Source organism: Oleiphilus sp. HI0125 (assembly GCF_001635355.1).
Map to the genome: position 1 here is coordinate 18,361 of NZ_LWGF01000802.1, position 19,361 is coordinate 37,721.

The 19,361-nt window shown below is 44.2% G+C and carries 21 protein-coding genes; 12 read left to right on the forward strand and 9 right to left on the reverse strand.

The features are described from left to right. Nucleotides 1–7: 7 nt before the first annotated feature. Entirely contained in the window at nucleotides 8–844 is an 837-nt protein-coding gene (locus A3762_RS12880) for an HlyC/CorC family transporter (protein WP_068478525.1), read from the forward strand. Nucleotides 845–877: 33 nt separating this feature from the next. Then, nucleotides 878–2,389, forward strand: coding sequence for an apolipoprotein N-acyltransferase (gene lnt / locus A3762_RS12885; protein WP_068755921.1), 1,512 nt, complete (start codon nucleotides 878–880; stop codon nucleotides 2,387–2,389). A 30-nt stretch (nucleotides 2,390–2,419) separates the two neighbouring features. On the opposite strand, the gene bfr (A3762_RS12890) is transcribed toward lnt, so the two are convergent. The 3 genes from bfr (A3762_RS12890) to A3762_RS12900 all read right to left on the reverse strand — a co-directional run bounded on the left by bfr (A3762_RS12890) (nucleotide 2,420) and on the right by A3762_RS12900 (nucleotide 3,673). Next, nucleotides 2,420–2,887: a bacterioferritin gene (gene bfr, locus A3762_RS12890; protein ID WP_068755923.1), complete on the reverse strand. Its 468-nt coding sequence runs from the start codon at nucleotides 2,885–2,887 to the stop codon at nucleotides 2,420–2,422. A gap of 10 nt (nucleotides 2,888–2,897) precedes the next feature. Then, nucleotides 2,898–3,371, reverse strand: a complete 474-nt coding sequence (gene bfr / locus A3762_RS12895; RefSeq protein WP_068478532.1) for a bacterioferritin — start codon at nucleotides 3,369–3,371, stop codon at nucleotides 2,898–2,900. A gap of 89 nt (nucleotides 3,372–3,460) precedes the next feature. Continuing rightward, nucleotides 3,461–3,673 (reverse strand): bacterioferritin-associated ferredoxin, encoded by a 213-nt coding sequence (locus tag A3762_RS12900; protein ID WP_068755926.1) that lies wholly within the window; start codon nucleotides 3,671–3,673, stop codon nucleotides 3,461–3,463. Between the two features lie 201 nt (nucleotides 3,674–3,874). Here A3762_RS12900 and leuS point away from each other — a divergent pair, with 201 nt between their 5' ends. The 10 genes from leuS (at nucleotide 3,875) to A3762_RS28845 (ending at nucleotide 11,444) form a co-directional block, all read left to right on the forward strand. Next, the gene (leuS, locus tag A3762_RS12905; protein ID WP_068755927.1) at nucleotides 3,875–6,460 is read left to right on the forward strand and encodes a leucine--tRNA ligase; all 2,586 of its coding nucleotides are present in this window, start codon (nucleotides 3,875–3,877) and stop codon (nucleotides 6,458–6,460) included. After that, the gene (gene lptE, locus A3762_RS12910; RefSeq protein ID WP_068755929.1) at nucleotides 6,450–6,983 is read left to right on the forward strand and encodes an LPS assembly lipoprotein LptE; all 534 of its coding nucleotides are present in this window, start codon (nucleotides 6,450–6,452) and stop codon (nucleotides 6,981–6,983) included. The genes leuS and lptE overlap by 11 nt, the downstream gene beginning before the upstream one ends. After that, nucleotides 6,973–7,989, forward strand: coding sequence for a DNA polymerase III subunit delta (gene holA / locus A3762_RS12915; protein ID WP_068755931.1), 1,017 nt, complete (start codon nucleotides 6,973–6,975; stop codon nucleotides 7,987–7,989). Before lptE ends, holA begins: the two co-directional genes overlap by 11 nt. Nucleotides 7,990–8,158: 169 nt before the next feature. Beyond that, entirely contained in the window at nucleotides 8,159–8,476 is a 318-nt protein-coding gene (locus A3762_RS12920) for a hypothetical protein (RefSeq protein WP_068755933.1), read from the forward strand. Nucleotides 8,477–8,500: 24 nt separating this feature from the next. Then, entirely contained in the window at nucleotides 8,501–9,619 is a 1,119-nt protein-coding gene (locus A3762_RS12925) for a hypothetical protein (RefSeq protein ID WP_068755935.1), read from the forward strand. A gap of 88 nt (nucleotides 9,620–9,707) precedes the next feature. Further along, entirely contained in the window at nucleotides 9,708–9,941 is a 234-nt protein-coding gene (locus A3762_RS12930; RefSeq protein ID WP_156493437.1) for a hypothetical protein, read from the forward strand. After that, complete coding sequence (locus tag A3762_RS28835; protein ID WP_068755939.1) at nucleotides 9,942–10,211, forward strand: Ig-like domain-containing protein; 270 nt, start codon at nucleotides 9,942–9,944, stop codon at nucleotides 10,209–10,211. Nucleotides 10,212–10,221: 10 nt separating this feature from the next. Continuing rightward, nucleotides 10,222–10,866: an outer membrane beta-barrel protein gene (locus A3762_RS12940; RefSeq protein ID WP_068755942.1), complete on the forward strand. Its 645-nt coding sequence runs from the start codon at nucleotides 10,222–10,224 to the stop codon at nucleotides 10,864–10,866. Further along, nucleotides 10,853–11,227 (forward strand): rhomboid family intramembrane serine protease, encoded by a 375-nt coding sequence (locus A3762_RS28840; RefSeq protein WP_082869122.1) that lies wholly within the window; start codon nucleotides 10,853–10,855, stop codon nucleotides 11,225–11,227. The genes A3762_RS12940 and A3762_RS28840 overlap by 14 nt, the downstream gene beginning before the upstream one ends. Continuing rightward, complete coding sequence (locus tag A3762_RS28845) at nucleotides 11,157–11,444, forward strand: rhomboid family intramembrane serine protease (RefSeq protein ID WP_369820681.1); 288 nt, start codon at nucleotides 11,157–11,159, stop codon at nucleotides 11,442–11,444. The genes A3762_RS28840 and A3762_RS28845 overlap by 71 nt, the downstream gene beginning before the upstream one ends. Here A3762_RS28845 and A3762_RS12945 read toward each other — a convergent pair. The 6 genes from A3762_RS12945 to imuA all read right to left on the reverse strand — a co-directional run bounded on the left by A3762_RS12945 (nucleotide 11,403) and on the right by imuA (nucleotide 19,331). After that, nucleotides 11,403–12,401, reverse strand: a complete 999-nt coding sequence (locus A3762_RS12945) for a putative solute-binding protein (RefSeq protein ID WP_068478546.1) — start codon at nucleotides 12,399–12,401, stop codon at nucleotides 11,403–11,405. The genes A3762_RS28845 and A3762_RS12945 overlap by 42 nt on opposite strands. Before the next feature lie 193 nt (nucleotides 12,402–12,594). Further along, entirely contained in the window at nucleotides 12,595–13,194 is a 600-nt protein-coding gene (locus A3762_RS12950) for a 2-hydroxychromene-2-carboxylate isomerase (RefSeq protein ID WP_068755944.1), read from the reverse strand. Between the two features lie 56 nt (nucleotides 13,195–13,250). Beyond that, entirely contained in the window at nucleotides 13,251–13,979 is a 729-nt protein-coding gene (locus tag A3762_RS12955; RefSeq protein ID WP_068477877.1) for an SDR family NAD(P)-dependent oxidoreductase, read from the reverse strand. Between the two features lie 123 nt (nucleotides 13,980–14,102). Beyond that, on the reverse strand, nucleotides 14,103–17,183 hold the full coding sequence (locus A3762_RS12960; RefSeq protein WP_068755946.1) for an error-prone DNA polymerase: 3,081 nt from the start codon (nucleotides 17,181–17,183) through the stop codon (nucleotides 14,103–14,105). Continuing rightward, complete coding sequence (locus A3762_RS12965) at nucleotides 17,183–18,607, reverse strand: DNA polymerase Y family protein (protein ID WP_068755948.1); 1,425 nt, start codon at nucleotides 18,605–18,607, stop codon at nucleotides 17,183–17,185. The genes A3762_RS12960 and A3762_RS12965 overlap by 1 nt, the downstream gene beginning before the upstream one ends. A 10-nt stretch (nucleotides 18,608–18,617) precedes the next feature. Further along, entirely contained in the window at nucleotides 18,618–19,331 is a 714-nt protein-coding gene (gene imuA / locus A3762_RS12970; protein WP_068755950.1) for a translesion DNA synthesis-associated protein ImuA, read from the reverse strand. Between the last annotated feature and the right edge of the window lie 30 nt (nucleotides 19,332–19,361).

Consider the following 19,361-nt stretch of genomic DNA (forward strand, 5'->3'; position numbering starts at 1 on the left):
TCTACTAATGAACGACGACACTCCGAGTACCGGGCCAGCTTCAAAGAGCTGGCTAGAACGAATCTCTCAGGCTTTCTCCGATCAACCTGAGAACACAGAAGAACTTCTCGAATTACTTCGAGACAGCGAGCAGCGCAACGTTCTTGATAGCGACGCTCTGAGCATCATTGAAGGCGCAATTCAAGTCACGCAAATGCAAGCGCGTGAAGTAATGATCCCTCGCTCACAAATGATCGCCATCAAACTTAACGCTGATCCTGAAGACTACATCGGCAGCATCATCGAATCAGCGCACTCCCGTTTTCCAGTATTCGGCGAATCAAATGATGAAGTAGAAGGCGTTTTGCTAGCTAAAGACCTGCTACCGCTCGCACTCAAGGGTGAACTCAAGCGTCAGGATATCCAAGAGCTGATTCGACCTGCTTCTAAAATTCCAGAGAGCAAACGCTTAAACGAGCTACTAAAAGACTTTAAGAAAAAACGTATTCACATGGCCATCGTCATTGACGAGTACGGTGTCACGTCGGGCTTAGTAACCATCGAAGATGTTCTTGAACAGATTGTTGGCGAAATTGAAGATGAGCACGATATCGAAGAGGAAGCGAATATTAAGCTTCTAAGCGATTCAGAGTCGACGGTTAAAGCACTCACATCAGTGGAAGAGTTCAACGACCACTTCGGCACATTTATTCCTGATGATGAATTCGATACCATCGGAGGCTGCGTCATCAAAAGCTTCGGCTGCCTTCCAAATCGGGGTGACGAAACGCTGTTCGAAGGATTCAAAGTCACCGTATTAAACGCGGATAGCCGCACAGTACGTCTTTTAAAATTCGAAAAATAAATAAAAGCGCGCTGAAGCGCTAGCGAGTCAAAAATGCGAGCAACACTTCTCTGCTCGCTTGCTATTTTTATAGCAGGCGCATTACAGACCTTAGGTCTAAGTCCATTCAATTTTTGGCCCGCAAGCATCATTTCGCTTGTCGCTTTTTTATTCATTACAAAAGCACTATCTTCAAATCATTTACTAACAGGAAAACGTGCTTTTTATCAGGGATGGCTGTTTGGCTTCGGCTTGTTTGCTAGCGGCGCGTCTTGGGTGTACGTGAGCATAAATACCTATGGCCATGCGCACCCAGCTTTGGCGGGAATTCTGACGCTACTATTCGTCACATTCTTAGGCTTATTCCATGGCGCGATGTTTTATGTGTATGCAAAGCTAAAGACTAAACAAGCCGTACTTAACACCTTACTCTTCGCAGCATTGTGGACCTTAAACGATCTCGTTCGAAGTGTATTTCTTACAGGCTTCCCTTGGCTGTTTGTTGGAGATACCCAACTTCATGGCCCACTACATGGTTACTATCCAGTAATCGGTAGCTATGGCATAACGTATACTCTAGCAATCACTTCAGGGCTAGCACTTCTCCTATTTAATAAGCCATCACTTCGAATCGCAGGGCCAATAGCGGGACTATTGATAGCGCTATGGCTAGCTCCCGTAGCTTTAAACCACGTTACTTGGACAAAAGATCAGAACCAAGACATCAATGTCGCGCTACTGCAGCTTAATATACCTCAAGAACTTAAGTGGAAACGCGCACAAAAACCTAAAACAGTTGCATTGCTAGAACAGATGTCAGCAGCGCAATGGGATAAAGATCTGATTGTTTGGCCAGAGACAGCTCTTCCTGCTTTCTACAACCAAGCAAAACCTTTGCTAAACAAAATGTCGAAACAGGCGACAGCCAACAACACGTCTATCATTACCGGCATTCCTTATCGGGGCTGGGACGCTGAAGCAAAGCGTCCTGTGATGCACAACAGCATTATTGGAATTGGCGATGCCTCGGGCATCTACCACAAGCAAAAGCTTGTGCCTTTTGGAGAGTACGTACCTCTACAAGACATACTTAGAGGTCTAATCGCGTTTTTCGACCTACCAATGTCAGATTTTCGCAAAGGAAAGCAAGATCAAGAGCTATTGCGCCAAAATGGAAATCTAACGTCACCCTTTATTTGCTATGAGGTGGTTTATCCAGATTTTGTGGCATCGCGTGCCGCGAACGCAGATTATTTAATTACCATTAGTAACGACGCGTGGTTTGGCGCATCTATTGGCCCACACCAACACTTACAACTCGCGCAAATTCGTGCAGCCGAAAATGGTAAATACATGATTCGAGCAACTAACAACGGTTTAACCGCAATTATCGACGAAACGGGAAAAATTAGCGCATCCATCCCTCAATTTAAGCAAGCAACACTCGAAGGAAGAGTGAAGACATTTGCAGGCAGCACACCATTCACTAAGCTCGGCTCACTACCTACACTCATCTTCTGCTTATTAATTCTAGTCATATCTTTCGGCATAAAAAAACGCGGCTAAAAAACCGCGTTTTTCCTACACAATTCAGCCTTACATCATCGACTGTAAATAATTGGGCAATCCAATTTTATCGATAAGACCAAGTTGCTTCTCCAGCCAATAGGCATGATCTTCCTCTGAGTCTTTTAGCTGACCCAGAAGCATTTCTCGTGTTTCATAATCACGTTCTTGCTCACAGAGAGCGATCGCATCCTTAAGATTTTGAATAACAGAGTACTCAACTTTTAAATCACTTTTCAGCATTGAAACAACGTCAGCTCCAACATTGAGAGGCTCTCGTACTCCAAGATTTGGTGTTCCTTCGAGAAATAAAATGCGACGGATCATTTGGTCAGCATGATCAGTTTCTTCCTCACGCTCATGATCAAGACGCTCATAAAGCTTATTGAGCCCCCAGTCTTCGTACATGCGTGAATGGATAAAATACTGATCGACCGCGGTGAGTTCGCCAGCAAGAAGTTTGCTCAATGTATCGACAACTTTTTGATTACCTTTCATTTCAAAACCCCTATTCTTCGCCTAGCAATGATTGCGTATAGTTCTCGAGCCCCATCTTTTCGATGAGATCTCGCTGAGTTTCAATCCAATCGAAATGCTCTTCCTCATAGCTCAAAAGTTCGCGCAAGACATCTCTACTCACATAATCGCGCTGTGATTCGCAGTGCTCGATCGCATCGCGAAGGGTTGCCAAAGACTGCGTCTGAAACCTCAAGTCGCAAGACAGAATCTCGGGAACATCTTCGCCAATATACAGCTTGCCTAATTTTTGGAGATTGGGGATACCTTCCAAGAACAAGATACGCTCAATAAGCGCGTCCGCTTGTTTCATATCCTTGATGGATTTTTTGTACTCGACCTTATCAAGAACTGATAATCCCCAGTTCTTGGCCATTCGAGCATGAAGAAAATATTGATTGATCGATATAAGCTCATCCGCGAGCACATCGTTTAATTTTTGAATAACCGATACATCACCTTGCATAGCGAACCTCCCTTCGAAAAAATCAGGGCAAGTATATGCAAGGTTTAAGTTATTGAAAAGTTGAGAATAATGATACGAATCAGTATCAGTTAGATGACTACCGCGTAGGCTAAGTCGAGAGAAGTATTGTCGTTATCTTGAGCCAATCTATTTTCTATAATTTCTTTAGTAGTACATGCACACTGACCACAACTTGTCGCCACACCCAGTTCATTGCGCACCTGACGAAAAGAAGTTTTGCCTTCATCCATCAAAGAATGAATATCTCTGTCAGAAACACCTTTACACAAACAAACTAACATTATTTTCGCTCACTTAAACAACGGAGCAAATGATAGTCGCAATACGAATCATTATCAACAACATTCACCAATTATTTTTGTTGTCGTTTTGTGGTTTGAAGCGTCTACACCCACACATAAAACTAAGATAAACTATGTGCCCATTTTTGCACCGCACTATAGATAAGCGGTGTTGCGTATTCCATTGATTTAAGAAGAAGCATGCAAGAACAATACTCTCCGAAAGAAATAGAACAGAATGCACGAGATTTTTGGGAAGCAAACAATAGCTTTGCTGTAACCGAGGACTCGTCTAAAGAAAAGTACTACTGCCTTTCCATGTTCCCATACCCTAGCGGCAAGCTGCACATGGGGCACGTACGCAATTATACGATTGGAGATGTTGTTTCTCGTTACCAGCGCATGATGGGTAAAAACGTTATGCAACCAATGGGTTGGGATGCTTTTGGACTTCCAGCAGAAAACGCTGCAATCAAAAACGGCGTCGCTCCAGCTAAATGGACATACGAAAACATTGATTACATGAAAAGTCAGCTTAAGCAATTAGGCTTTGGTTATGACTGGGATCGAGAATTAGCGACCTGCCGCCCTGAATACTACAAGTGGGAACAATGGTTCTTCACTAAGCTTTACGAGCGCGGCTTAGTGTACAAAAAGAACGCGACTGTTAACTGGGACCCAGTTGACCAAACTGTTCTTGCAAACGAGCAAGTTGTCGATGGCCGGGGCTGGCGTTCTGGTGCAATTGTCGAGCGCAAAGAAATCCCACAGTGGTTTATCAAAATCACCGATTATGCAGAAGAATTACTTAACGACTTAGATCAACTTGACGAATGGCCTGAGCAAGTTAAAACGATGCAGCGCAACTGGATTGGCCGATCAGAAGGTCTTGAATTCAGCTTTGGCATCAAAGACTCAGACGAAACGCTAAGCGTTTATACCACACGCCCAGACACTCTGATGGGTGTAACGTATGTTGCGGTAGCCGCTCAACACCCACTTGCTACACGTGGTGCAGAAAACAACACCGACTTGCGTGAGTTCATCGAAGAATGCAAGAAAAACAAAGTTGCCGAAGCAGATATGGCGACAATGGAGAAAAAAGGTCTTCCTACCGGCTTCAAAGCAATCCACCCAATTACAGGTGAAGAAGTCCCGATTTGGGCTGCGAACTTCGTATTAATGGACTACGGCTCAGGCGCAGTTATGTCTGTACCAGCGCACGACGAGCGTGACCATGAATTCGCAAAAACGTATAAGCTTCCAATTAAACAAGTTATCGCATCGGAAGAAGTTGAAGAACTTGACATTCATGAGTCGGCCTACACCGACAAAGGTGTTCTTGTAAACTCCGGCGAATTTACTGGCTTAACCTCTGCTGAAGCATTCGAAGCAATTGTGAAGCACTTTGAAGAAACTGGAACTGGATCGCGCAAAGTGAATTACCGCTTACGTGACTGGGGTGTCTCTCGTCAACGCTATTGGGGCGCACCGATTCCAATGAAATACTTGGAAGACGGCACTGAGATCCCTGTGCCTCTAGAAGAGCTGCCTGTACAGCTTCCTGAAGATGTTGAATTAGATGGTGTTAAATCACCGATTAAGAGTGATCCTGAGTGGGCGAAGACAAGCCATAACGGTGCAACAGCATTCCGTGAAACCGATACCTTCGACACCTTTATGGAGTCATCTTGGTACTACGCGCGCTATTGTTCTCCGAACAGAGATGATCAAATGCTTGATCCAAGTGCAGCAAACTACTGGCTACCTGTGGATCAGTACATTGGTGGTATTGAGCACGCGATTCTTCACCTACTCTACTCTCGTTTCTATCACAAGCTATTACGTGATGTTGGTCTCGTTGAAAGTGATGAGCCGTTTAAGCGCTTGCTTTGTCAAGGCATGGTGCTAGCTGATTGCTTCTATCAAGAAGATGAGCAAGGCGGAAAAATTTGGATTTCGCCAACAGACGTTAAAGCAGAAACTGACGACAAGGGCAAAGTATCACGCTATGTCAAATTAGAAGACGGCTCTGAAGTTCTTAGCGCTGGCATGGGCAAAATGTCGAAGTCTAAAAACAACGGTATTGATCCTCAAACAATCATCGATCAATTCGGTGCTGACACAGTGCGTTTGTTCATGATGTTTGCTGCTCCACCTGAGCAATCGCTTGAATGGTCAGACAATGCAGTAGAAGGTGCTAACCGATTCCTTAAGCGTTTATGGAAAAATGTCGACAACCACCTGACCAATGGCGGAAAAGTTGAACTTGACCAGAATGCATTAAACGAAGAACAAAAAGCTGTTCGTCGTAAGACACATGAAACCATCAAAAAAGTAAGTGACGATTTAAACCGTAGACTTACGTTCAACACTGCCATCGCAGCTGTTATGGAATTGATGAATAGCGTTAGTAAATTTGTTGATGTTAGTGAGCAAGGCCGTGCAGTTTCTCACGAAGCACTTGAAACCGCTGTATTATTGCTAGCTCCGATTACACCGCATATCTGTCATACTCTATGGAAAGAACTAGGAAATGACGCCGACGTGCTCACTGCGCCATGGCCTTTATGCGATGAAAGTGCACTTGTAAAAACAAGTCAGCAAATCGTTGTACAAGTAAATGGTAAGGTTCGTGCGAAGCTAGAAGTTCCTGCCGATATCAGTAAAGATGCGCTTGAAGTACAAGCGATGGAAGACGAAAACGTCAAGAGATTCCTTGAAGGGAACACCATTCGCAAAGTAATTGTTGTTCCTAACAAACTGGTGAACATCGTTGCAAACTAAGCTCTTCAAAGCCGCAACAAAACGGGTAGCACTGCTACTCGTTATCGCTAGCGGCGCGCTCATTCAAGGTTGCGGATTTCACGTTCGCACAGCAGAGTTAGGCTCTCTCGGGTTTAGCTCTGTAAATTTTGAATGCGATCAAGCTGAGCACTGGCAGTTATGTCAGTCCTTAGAGCGCGAGCTTAAAGCGCATAAGGTCACGATGGATGATGATGCAACCTTCACACTGAGTATCGATAGTGCAAGCTCCACCGAACGAGCATTCACCATTAACATAGATGCTAGTGCTGACGAATACGAAATAACCCGTCTCGTAAAATTCACCTTCTCAGAAGCAAACAATACAAAATCCAAATACAGTAACGAGATCAATGCTCGTCGTATTTATCGTCACAATTCAGACGCCCTGCTCGCTAAAGAGCGCGAAAAAACTACGCTCACGAAAGCCTTAGATAAAAGCATTGCGCGCGAAATCATTCGTCAGCTAACACTCATCCGTATCGGCGCCAACGATGCAGGTTAAACCTGAACAACTTTCTCAGCAATTAAAAAGCGGCTTGAAGCCCGTTTACATGGTCAGCGGCGAAGAACCTCTGCTGCAATTAGAAGCCGTAGATGAAATTCGCGCGGCGGCGCGAGCTCAAGGCTATTACGAACGACAAGTATTGCGGGTTGAGCGGGGCTTCGACTGGCAAACTCTCCAAGAAGAAGGTAATGCCCTCTCACTTTTCGCAACCAAGCGGATCATTGAGCTCAAATTGCCGAATGGCAAACCCGGTACCGAAGGCTCAAAAAAACTCGTTCAATATCTCGAAGCACCACCTGAAGACACTGTTCTGATAATCGAAGCGGGCAAAATTGATAAGAAGACACTCGGTAGCGCTAAATGGTGTAAAGCCATTGATAAGTTAGGGGTCATAACTCAAGTGTGGCCTATCAAACCACAGCAAACTCTCACATTCATGCGTCAACGCGCCAATAAACTAAAGCTCAATATTGATTATGATGCGCTCGAAATTTTATCGGCTCGCCTAGAGGGCAACCCGCTCGCGGCGAAACAAGAGCTAGACAAACTCGCAATTTTACATGGCAACAACACAATTAGCGTTGGCATGATCTTGGACGAAGTCAAAGACTCTGCTCGCTATGACGTATTTGATTTAAGTAAAGCCATGCTTAGTGGCCAAGCAAAAAAAACTGCTAGCATAGTTGGTCATTTGAAAGCTGAAGGTAATCTGCCAATCACTATGATCTGGCCACTTAGTCGTGACGTCCGTGTGCTTGAAGGTTTGATTCCTCTTATTGGGCAACAACAACGCGTTGACGCCTACCTTAAGGGCAAACGCATCTTTGCCCAGCAGCAAGCAGACTATGTCTCGGCTGCAAAACGCTTAAACACCAAAAGCATTAACGATCTTACGCTCATGCTTAAGAAAATCGATGACGCATCAAAAGGCGTGTTTGGATCGGAGCCTGCGTGGCTTTTAATCGAGCAACTCGCCATGCACATTGCTCACCCTCCCAAATAGCGCCTCCGCTCCCCCATACTTACCCTAACAATTTTCATTATCATCATTGGTATTCACGCTTCGATAAATTCGATGATGGTCTTTTCTTAATGAGAACAAGTACTTAGCGCAAAACACCTAGAATCAACTACAGTTATATATTGTCATTGATCAATTTTGGACACTATGAATGAGTCTCTACAGCGTTATTGTCGGTCTAGTTGTCGTCTGCATTTCAAGCTTTTCACATGCGGCAAGCTATAAAGTAACAAATTCCAAGTCGAGCGGTAATGGATCTATACGCTGGGCGATAGAGCAAGCAAACAACAACCCAGGCGCAGATATTGTTGAAGTCCCGGGCTCCTTTGATAGCAGCAACCCAATTGTTCCCGGTACCGGTGGCGGCTCAAGCCGTTACACTTTTGAGAATCCAATTCTTGTAACTGACGATATTACGATCAAAGGTCTTGGAAGTTCACGCCACGTTATCGATGACCACCAACATTAGATTACGACTGCGGGCCTCACAAATGTGGGCTATCCGTTTGATCAAGGTCCAGGCGGTGGCGGGGCAACAATTCTCAAGCCAGTCGGCACGCTATTTCGTGTAAACCGGGCAAATGGCGCGCGCCGGACACTTGATGTTCGCATCGAGAATCTAGCCTTTACCCGAATGAGTACGTTTATCAATACGGATAATGCCAACGTAACACTTGATAACGTCGCGATCTATGGCTTCGTATGCCAACGTTCTAGTGACTTGTTAATTGGGCATGGTCTCGGAGGTTCTCTTACAATCAAAGATAGTTTGATCTTTGATAATCTCGTCAACAACGGACAACAAGATCTCGTCATCAACAACGATCTCACCATTATTAATTCTGCCTTTTCGAACAACTCTAACCGCGCTATCAGGGTCGCTTCTGACCGCTTAGTATCAATGACTGACAGTACAAGCAAGAACGTTATTATCCGTGATTCCTATTTTGATGGTTTAGATTCGGGTGCGCTTGAATTCAAAAACGCTAGCGTAGAAATCAGTAATTCAGTTTATGATGGGCGTGATGCAACCCCTACTCGCGCGATCAAAGTGATAGACGGAGATTTAACGTTAACTAACAGCACCTGGTACTACACGTCGAAAACAATCAACAATATCGGACAAATCTTTCAAGGAACACACATTGAATTAGCGGGAAGTGCGCAGCTGATTGCACGCAACAATCTTCTTCTTTCTACCAACTCGGCAACAAACACAATACCTTTAGTTTATCCCGCGAACTGGGACGATACTGGAGTATTCGCGCGAGCGGTAAACGATAACAACTATTTATCCCGTATCAACGGTGATGACTCAGCGCTCAATCTGTCCCCGCTTCATTGCGTCAATGCAAGCTTCAATAGAAATTGTTTCGTCCCTAACGCCTTATCCACTCCCTTAGTCGATCAAGGAAATACCGCAGATGCACTCTACGGAGATGGAGCACCAATCTCTAAAGACCTTCTTGGAGAGCTCCGCGCACAAGGCGCATCCGTCGATATAGGCGCATATGAAAAGCATGAGACACTTTATGCGCATGCAGATCATTACCAAACAAATGAAGGGGTGAATTTAATTGTTTCGACCGCTAACGGGGTGCTAAGCCAATGATTCAACACCAGGAGGTCTCAGCGTTTCACTCAAAGCCCAAGCGCTTCATGGAACTGTGACGCTGAACCCTGATGGCTCGTTCGATTATATGTCTAACAACGGATACTACGGGCAAGACCAATTTGAATATGAGCTATCGGGAAAATCAGCTTATGTAACTATTGATGTAGTCTCTACTGGATGGATAAGTATTCCTAGCAACCAACAACCTACTGCGGGCGCGGACAGCTATACCATTCACGAAGGTGAAACCCTAGATCGCCCCGCCCCAGGACTTCTTGAGATTGATTCAGACGATCAAAATACAACAGCACCTTTATAATTGTGCCTAGAAGCAAGGCTTCATAAAGCTCCAATCCATGGCGCTGTCACGATTAATTTGGATGGCAGTTTCACTTTTATCCCAGACCCCGGATATATAGGTAGCGATGAATTCTTTTATGATGCGGTTGATAACGGACTGAAGCATAGCCCTCCTGCTAAAGTAACAGTGCAAATCAATTCCGGAGCAAGAGCCGGAGCTGAAATAAAAGTTGCAACTAAAGCTGGGTCGGCTGGCTTGGCTCATTGGATTGTTTGCATTACTCGTTAGCAGCTATCTAATGTCCAAGCGTAATAAACACGCACAGTCTCTTTTACTTGTTTGTGCAGCATCATTAATAACAAGTTTAAACAGCTCTAATGCGCAAGCCGATGAGTCACAGCTAGATTCATCGCCGCAAACAGCAACTCAAGCCCCTCTTGAAGACCAGTTCTTTGAAGGATTCATTGCAGATCTAAGTTTTGGGTACTCTAACCTTGAACCAGAAGCGCCATCTAATATTTGGACACAAAATCGTGATCATGGCGCTGCATTTGCAGTGGGTGTTGGATATCAATTTACGAATCAGTTTTCGATAACTCTACGTTATTATGACTTCCATACAATCAACCTAAACTCATCAGACCCACTATATGACGATGTAAGCATTGAATATCGCGTACTAGAGCTCGCGGGTACATATCGTTTTACTCAACTGTGGGGAAGCCAGTTCGCACCATTTATTCTCGGTGGTGTTGGTTATCTAGACCCTAAGATTAAAGGCGATACAGACAGCGTCACGACTGAAGAAGACTATCATCTCGCATATGGCGCCGGGATAAGTTTAAGTCCAATGAAACATGGCATGTTCGATTTAGTCTGGCAAAGCATGGCAGGTGACGTTGACCTTATTTCATTACGTTTGACTGAAGATGTCCCAAACTAAATTCTCTTACATCTTTGTCGTTCTGCTATGTATCTCAATTCAGATATTTGGTTTAACGACAACACTACAGTATGACGGCAGTACGGTTTTCGAAGGGCAGTATTGGCGACTGATAAGCGCGCACTTTAGCCATCTAACTTGGCTTCACTTAAGCCAAAACATGGCTGCTTTATTGTTACTCGTTTATCTACTTCCTTGCCTAAAAAGTATAAAAACCCTAAATCTCGTATTTGTTATTAGCGGAATAGCGATCACAGGTATGGATTATCTATTTATTCTTTCCGCTATCCATTTCCTATACTGGCTTAAGCGGTTGCCTTCATGCCCTAGCGGCTTTTGGCATACTGAAACAGATATTTAGCTCTTCAATTAAACATGCGAGAGTCGCTAAATCTCTCGCATTTTTACTTTCCGTCAAACTTGGGTACGAAGTATTTGCCATCAACGATACCTCTATCGCAACAGAAGCACATTTGATTGGGGCGATATCAGGACTGTTGCTGGCAATATGCTTCAATTATTTAGAACGTATCGGCCTACTCTGGCGCCGCACACTCAGATCGCGCGGGGTCATTTGAGCAGCGAATCTTCCAAAGAAGCGTCAAAGCCTTAGCATCCATCTTCCCTTCTTGTTTCAAGCTCACCCTAATTTCTTTACTGAAACGATCCAGCTCTTTCTTCGTATCGGCATCGGTTTTGATCCAATACTTAGCAGGTATTTCTGCTTCCGCATCTTTTACCTGCTTGTGGATGAAAGGTAAACGAGATACTACATACTCACGCATTAAATTGCCGAAGTTATCATCGAATCGTTCTTTATTAATGACTGTCTGAAGCATCCCATAATAGAAACGATGATCAATAATTCCACCATCTGTCCCAAGCCCTTGGTACAGTTCAAAAGTGTTATATGCCAAGGCTGGCATCAATAGAATATCGATGTTTCCATTATTAAATTGTCCTGAAAACGTTGCGAGCGAGGTACCAACCGGTGAGGCGCCAGCTAAGCTCGACAACTGCAAAGCCTGAGGATCTTCGTTTAACACTGAAATTTTCTTGCCACTAAATTCAGCGACCGTGTCTATATTTTTATCATTCACAAAAGCAAACATGGATCCTACCGGAAACGAAGCCACAACTTCGTATTTACCGTTGGTCATCAATTTACCCGCTTTAGGATTCGCTAGAGTAACCAGTACACGATCCAATTCGTCGTCAGACAAAATGCCTCCGATAGCGTCAAGGCTGCCTGCGAACGGCACATAATTTCGTGAGAGTATCGCCGTTAGATGTACTGCATCGCATAAGCCCGCCTTGAAATCATTAGATGCCACTTTCTCATCGGTATAAGTGATGAATTCAAGATCAAGCCCCCATCCTAAAGCCTTTGGCTTAAGGTCGGAAAAGAACTCAACTACGGGCCCCGTTTTCCCTACAGGATCCCAAAGACAATATTTCTTTTTTTCGAGAGCAAAAGACTGCACTGAAAATAGTGCACAGAAGATAAAAATGGTCGTTTTGGTTGCAGTATTCATCACTAAACCGTGGCCTCTTATTCGTTATTATTTAATAGCGAGTGCCTTGGAATGCGTAGGTAACTGCATACAAATACCTATCAAAGCGCTTCTAAGCTACTCCTTAATAGGTCTGATAGAAAGTGATTAATGCTGATTTATTGAACTGAGTGCCTTGTTCAATGAATAAACAGGGCACAGATCAGAAACGAAATTACGCGCTGAGGACGTCTTCGATAAAGTCCAAACGGTCTTGGCCAAAGTACATTTCATTATCCAAGAACATTGTCGGTGCACCAAAACAACCGCGCTTAACCGCTGCTTCTGTGGCTTCTTTCAATTGATTTTTAATCTCGTCTTGTTGAATTAACTCTGCAAACGCAGCGGCGTCAATGCCAGCCTCCGTCAATACTTCATCTATCACCTCTGGCTTACTCATATCCAGACCTTTCACCCACATCGCGTCATAGACAACATCGATATAGGCATCAACACAATCAAGTTCCATTGCAGCAAATACGCCACGCATTAGTTGCAGGGTATTTACTGGGAAGTGCGGGTTCATTTTGAATTCAACACCATAACGACGCACGAAACGCGGAATGTCGCTTAACAACATGTACTTGCCTTTGGCAGGAACCAAGCCCGGCGGTGTATTATTTGTCGCTTTATGTACTGCGCCCAATAGCATTGGCTCATAAACAACATCAGCATTGTATTTGTCGCTCATCTTAGCGAGCTGTTTGTGCGCTAGGTAAGCCGTCGGGCTACCAAAATCAAAATAAAACTCAATTTGCTTTGCTGAATCACTCATCGTTATTCCTATATGTATAAATTACGTTCAAGCTGGGTTGACTAATAGTAAGAGCGTTACCACTTCTCTACCCATGGACGGACATCAAGCTCAAAGGTCCACGCGTTGCGTGGTTGCTCATGAAGCATGACATAATTTTTTGCCAAATCTGCAGGTTGAACGACTCCATCCTTCTCTACAAATTTTTGATACTCGGGGTGGTTTTCACGGATCCACTGTGTGTCTACGGCCGCATCAATTACAACATGCGCAACATGAATATTCTTTGGCCCAAGCTCTCGCGCCATTGACTGAGCGAGGGCTCTGAGACCATGTTTTGCACTGGCAAATGCGCCAAATATAGCGCCGCCTCGTACACTTGCCGTTGCACCGGTAAAGATAATCGTTCCGCGCTTACGCTGACTCATTACGCGAGCAGCTTCTCTTCCGACAAGGAAACCTGAGAAACAAGCCATTTCCCATATCTTGTAAAACTTACGTGCACTTGTATCGAGAATACTCATAGGCACATTCGCCCCAACATTAAATACAACCACTCCGATTTCGCCGATGTTGTTCTCAATATTTTCGAATAGCTCCTGAACTGCATCTTCGCTGCGTGCATCCACACCAAAACCACGTGCTTCATAGCCTTCATCATTAAGTGCTTTGGCTGCCTCTTTGACTAGCTCTTCACTGCGACGAACCATGCATACACTCAAACCCGTCAGGGCAAACTCTCTAGCGATCGCACTGCCAATAGCATCTCCAGCACCAACGATAAGTGCTACTTTTTTATCGCTCATATATTTATCCTTACCTAGTCAGTAAATACTAAAATATTGCACTGAAAGGTAAGTAAACTTCATTCATTAGGAATAAAAAAGCTTATTTTTCTTATCTAAAAATAAGCTTAACTTATCTTCCAACTAATGAAAGTCTCTCGATGAAACACGAAGCTGACTAAGATGCTGCGTCATGTCAGTCAATTTACCTGCAATAACATGCACAACATCCCCTTCTCGCTCGAGAATCCCTTTAATTTTGAGCACCTTCGCCATCAAAAAAGGCTGCTTTTGCGCTCTGGCGGTGCCAGCCCAAACAACAACATTTATATTCCCGGTATCATCCTCTAGGGTCATAAATGTAACCCCTGAAGCGGTACCTGGTGATTGCCTGCCAGTCACCAAGCCAACGACATCCACAAAACTTTTATGCTCAACACGGCTAAGCTGATTCGATCGCACAAAGTTTCCCAGTAGGTTTGCTTTTTCCATTAAGGTTATCGGATGATGATCGAGAGATAAGCCTAATGAGGCATAGTCTTCCGTGAGATTTTCAATATCCTTTGGCTTAAACCTGAAATCACCTATCGGCTCCTCTGCAACGGTGCTCGACATAAATGGCAATGAATTTTCAGGGTTCATTAATTGCCAACGTGTTTCATAACGATTATCCGATAAACATCTAAACGCATCTGCAGAAGCCAAAGACTCTAAATCTCTTCGAGATAGACCGATCGCTTTCACTTCGCTCACAGATTTAAAACCTAAGGGCGGTCGCTCACGAACAAGTAAGTTTTGCCCTTCGACGCTTAACCCTTTTACTAAACGAAAGCCCAAGCGAATAACTTTCGCGTTTTCACCTTGTAGATCATGATCAATCATCGATCGATTAATGCATACAGGCTGTATAGAAACATGATGACGTTGCGCGTCTTGTACCAATTGCGAAGCACTGTAAAAGCCCATGGGCAAACTATTTAGCAGTGCGGTATAAAACGCCTCAGGATAATAGTATTTCAGCCATGCAGATGCGTAGGCCAGCACCGCAAACGAGGCAGAATGACTCTCAGGAAAACCGTATTCACCAAAACCACAAATTTGCTCAAAAATTTTCTCAGCAAAGCTCAACTCGTAGCCACGCTCTAACATTCCTTTTATCAGCTTATTCTTGAACTGAAATAACTCCCCAGTCTTCTTCCAAGCTGCCATCGCGCGACGCAATTGATCAGCCTCACCACCAGTGAAACCTGCTGCGACCATGGCAAGCTTGATGACCTGCTCCTGAAATATCGGCACTCCCAGTGTGCGCGCCAATACTTCTTTCACAGCATCGGAGGGATATTCAATAGGCTCTTCGCCGTTTCTACGCTTTAAAAAAGGGTGCACCATATCGCCCTGTATCGGCCCCGGACGAACAATTGCAATTTGAATCACCAAGTCGTAATAGGTTTTAGGCTTTAAGCGCGGCAACATACTCATTTGTGCACGAGACTCTATTTGAAACACGCCAACCGTATCTGCATTTTGGATCATGGCATAAACATTTGGATCGTCTTGCATGCGTGTTAAATCTGCCAAACTCAAACGACGACCATAGTAATGGTGTATCAAGTCAAATGACTTTCTAATCGCTGTTAGCATGCCTAACGCAAGCACATCGACCTTCAGCAAGCCTAAACTTTCTAAATCGTCTTTGTCCCATTGAATCACTGTACGTTCTGCCATACTGGCATTTTCAACTGGAACCAATTCATATAAGGGTCCAGAGGAAATGACAAAGCCACCAACGTGCTGTGATAAATGACGAGGAAAACCAACAATATCATTGACCAGCTGAATGAATTGTTTTCCCTTTAAAGAGTCGGGCTGTAGGCCTAGTTCAATAATTTGCGCCTGCCAGCCCAAAGAGCGATCACGCCGATTGACATTTTTAATAAAAAAATCCAACTGTGTTTCAGCGATGCCTAGCGCTTTCCCAACATCTCGAACGGCGCTTTTGAATCTATAACTAATCACTGTTGCGGCTAGTGCAGCGCGCTCTCGACCATATTTTTGATAAATATATTGAATGATTTCTTCACGCCGTTCGTGCTCAAAATCAACATCGATATCTGGTGGTTCATCCCGCTCTTTACTAATGAATCGTTCAAACAGTACAGATATTTGGCTTGGATCAACCGAGGTAATCTCAAGGCAATAACACACAACCGAATTCGCGGATGAACCACGCCCTTGATACAAAATCCCTTGTCGCTTAGCGAACATCACCACGTCATGAATCGTTAGAAAAAAGAACGGATAATTCAGCTCTTCTATCAACTTAAGCTCTTTGTCGATAATCGCCTGAATCTCGTCACTAATGCCCTCAGGAAATCGAAATGCGATACCTTTATCGACGAGTTTTCGCAGATAAGACATTGGCGTCTCATTTTTAGGAACTAACTCGTGTGGATACTCATAACGCAGCTCCGCCATATCAAACACACAATGCTGAGCAATCAGCACGCTTTCATATAGCAGAGCTTCATCAAAAATGGCATTGAGTTTTTTCTTAGAGCGCAAAGAACGCTCCGTATTTTTTAACAACAAATGCCCTGACTCTTGCAGGCTTATGCCATGACAAATCGCTGTGAGAGTGTGCTGTAAAGGCAAGCGCGTAGCAGAATGCATGAGCACTCCTCCGCACGCTGTAATCGGAATATGGAAGTGTTCAGCGAGTGCACGACAGTGCTGTGTATAATCTTTATCGTTGTGCTGCAAATGACGCTGAACACCCACCCAGAGACGCTCAGGATAATATTTCTTTAACCATGCTCCCCAATGTGCGTCATGATCATTTCCCTTCGGAAGCCAAATCGCAAAGCAGTGTTTGATAGACATCAAATCCCACTCAGATAATTCATAGCTTCCTTTATGTGCACGTCGTCTAGCATTGGTGATCAAACGACATAGCTCTGCATATGCCAAACGATTCGGACATAACAAAACAAGACTCAAGCTATCATCTAATCGCAACAAACTGCCCACAATTAATTGCACATTTAATTTATGTTGTTTGATGGCAGTAAACGCGCGTACAACACCAGCAACCGAGCACTCATCAGTGATAGCGATCGCGTCATAATTCAAAAAATTCGCTTGCATCACGAGTTCTTCAGGATGTGATGCACCCTCAAGAAAAGAAAAATTGCTCTGGCAAAACAGCTCCGCATATCGTCCGTACATCAGCTAAACATCCCATGCAAAAACCACTGCTGTTTAGGCGTTCGATATACCCATAACCAACGTCCGTTCTCAGCTCGCACAATAAAGTAATCTCGAATCATTGCCTGACCATCCCACCACCCAGTAGACAAACGCTCAGGCCCTTTAATGATGGCGACCTTTTCACGCAAAGGTTTCGGGCGTGGCAGAAGAATACTTGGTCGTAACAAGCTTTGATCAGGCTGAACCGTCGACGGTGCTTTTTCCAATGGTGTGCACAATGCAGAGCTAAGATGCGGCCGTGGGTCCTCCGTCACCTGTATGCCTTTCACAGACTCATTACCTAGTTTAGCTTGCAGCACAGACAAAAGCTCTAAAGGCGATAAAGCCCCCTGCTTACCATCAAATAAATCACTGACCTCGCCTTGCTTAGCCGCCACACGAACAGCACTCAAACTAATACGTATCACTGGAGAAGTCACTTTCATGGACTCAAGTTTCAATACGAATAAACTCAACCAAGCCTTACTTTGGTATTCACCGGCAGCAGAAGTCACTAACACTGTAGAAGTATTGCCATCGCGCAAGTACAGCTCTAGTTGCAGCTCATGCGCATATTGATCACGCATTATTAAGAAGCTTTCGAGCAATGCGAGTAGCTTGAGTAAAGGCTTTTCCAAGAGTTTCAGATTGATAATTTCAAATAACAAATCGAACCTTCGCTGAAACTGCTTAGGTGGATGGTAAAAATCGATCACATGATGAAACAGCCCAGTTAGTCGCCCCACATAATTCACCAAATCAGACCCAAAACGTTTAGCAATATCAGGCAAAGGAATACGTAGCAGATCCGCAATGCTATGAACACCTACCCGATTTAAGGTTGTAATATGTTTTGAGCTCAACTCGGTTTCTGACAAATCACACTGCTTTACTGCCTGAAATAAAGCACGCTCAGACTGAGAAATTTGATTAAAGCTTTTCCCGGCTAACATGCGTGCCGCAAAAGGGGAAAACCCTGAAGCAAAGGAATACTCAAACGGTAAATGTTTGAGCTGATCAACCAAAGCTTGCCAGTAGTTAGCTAGACCATCGTAAAGCGTTAACATGTTACTCGCTTGCAACAGAATGCCATTCGGAGGCACCAAGCTAATATTAGCCGTCACCATATACAGCCAATGCGCAATCTCTTTAAGCTTTTCCGATTCAAGTGCCGAATCATATTCAATGACATACAGCCCTTCACACATAGACGCAGCTGTCGCGAGCCCCATTCCTAAACAGACGCCATTCTCTGAGGCACGTTGGTTCATCTGAATGATTTCGTTTTTACGTCCCTCCACCACAATCATGCCTTGCGATGTATTAAGTGCATCACCATTCGGTGAAGACTGGAGCGCGTTAAGCTGTAAGGCCGGAAAATGAAGATATATCCACAGAGACATACAACACCTTTTACAAGCCTTGGCGATGTTGCGTTTGCGGAAAACGGATGACGTTAGAAGCAGGCTTTTGTTGTATCAGAGAAAACGTAGGCCAATATTGAGACATATCTAAGGTAAACGCAGGTAAGTCCCAAGCTCCCTTACGTTTATTGATTCTTACGTTTAAACCTTGCGGGCTTGCAGTCAAACACATGCTTAATGACACCGGTAGCGACAGACCACTTTGCGCCTTCGTCTGCATTAAAAACTGCAAACTCTTTCCTTCTTCACACGCCAGCTGTAAACGCTTTATTTGATGCACTTCAAATTGGTTTTGCCATAACAACACAGCATCGCAAGCACCACTCTTTAAGCATTGTTCTGCGGCCCAAAGTGCATCATTTTTTTGCTTAGGTTGGATCAATAAGATCTTACTCACATCAAAATTTTGATGATGAAAAAACTCAGCGCATAACACGCCAGGGGGATTGATAAAAACCAATAAACGCGTGTCATTATTCTTGCTCTGCTCCTTTAATATCCTTGATGAAAGAAACCTTAATTCACCAATGCCTACCTGACTTTCAATACTCACGACCCCTGTTTCAGGAAACCCGCCTGCTAATTTCTCATCAAAAACGGCATAGCCAGACGAAGCCAATACGGGGCTTGATGGTTGCTCACGCCCTTGCCATAGCAATCGTTTTTGCTGCAAAACATCGACTAAATTAATTAAATCACTCATTACTAAACACCTGTATATACATACAGTATA

Coding starts and splice junctions, on each gene's coding strand:
- A3762_RS12920 (WP_068755933.1), top strand. CDS start 8,159: ATGAGTCTCTACAGCGTTATTGTCGGTCTAGTTGTCGTCTGCATTTCA.
- leuS (WP_068755927.1), top strand. CDS start 3,875: ATGCAAGAACAATACTCTCCGAAAGAAATAGAACAGAATGCACGAGAT.
- A3762_RS28840 (WP_082869122.1), top strand. CDS start 10,853: ATGTCCCAAACTAAATTCTCTTACATCTTTGTCGTTCTGCTATGTATC.
- A3762_RS12880 (WP_068478525.1), top strand. CDS start 8: ATGAACGACGACACTCCGAGTACCGGGCCAGCTTCAAAGAGCTGGCTA.
- A3762_RS12940 (WP_068755942.1), top strand. CDS start 10,222: ATGTCCAAGCGTAATAAACACGCACAGTCTCTTTTACTTGTTTGTGCA.
- imuA (WP_068755950.1), bottom strand. CDS start 19,331: ATGAGTGATTTAATTAATTTAGTCGATGTTTTGCAGCAAAAACGATTG.
- A3762_RS12900 (WP_068755926.1), bottom strand. CDS start 3,673: ATGTTAGTTTGTTTGTGTAAAGGTGTTTCTGACAGAGATATTCATTCT.
- bfr (WP_068478532.1), bottom strand. CDS start 3,371: ATGCAAGGTGATGTATCGGTTATTCAAAAATTAAACGATGTGCTCGCG.
- bfr (WP_068755923.1), bottom strand. CDS start 2,887: ATGAAAGGTAATCAAAAAGTTGTCGATACATTGAGCAAACTTCTTGCT.
- A3762_RS12930 (WP_156493437.1), top strand. CDS start 9,708: ATGTCTAACAACGGATACTACGGGCAAGACCAATTTGAATATGAGCTA.
- A3762_RS12945 (WP_068478546.1), bottom strand. CDS start 12,401: ATGAATACTGCAACCAAAACGACCATTTTTATCTTCTGTGCACTATTT.
- lnt (WP_068755921.1), top strand. CDS start 878: ATGCGAGCAACACTTCTCTGCTCGCTTGCTATTTTTATAGCAGGCGCA.
- A3762_RS12965 (WP_068755948.1), bottom strand. CDS start 18,607: ATGTCTCTGTGGATATATCTTCATTTTCCGGCCTTACAGCTTAACGCG.
- A3762_RS12955 (WP_068477877.1), bottom strand. CDS start 13,979: ATGAGCGATAAAAAAGTAGCACTTATCGTTGGTGCTGGAGATGCTATT.
- holA (WP_068755931.1), top strand. CDS start 6,973: ATGCAGGTTAAACCTGAACAACTTTCTCAGCAATTAAAAAGCGGCTTG.
- A3762_RS12960 (WP_068755946.1), bottom strand. CDS start 17,183: ATGTACGGACGATATGCGGAGCTGTTTTGCCAGAGCAATTTTTCTTTT.
- A3762_RS12950 (WP_068755944.1), bottom strand. CDS start 13,194: ATGAGTGATTCAGCAAAGCAAATTGAGTTTTATTTTGATTTTGGTAGC.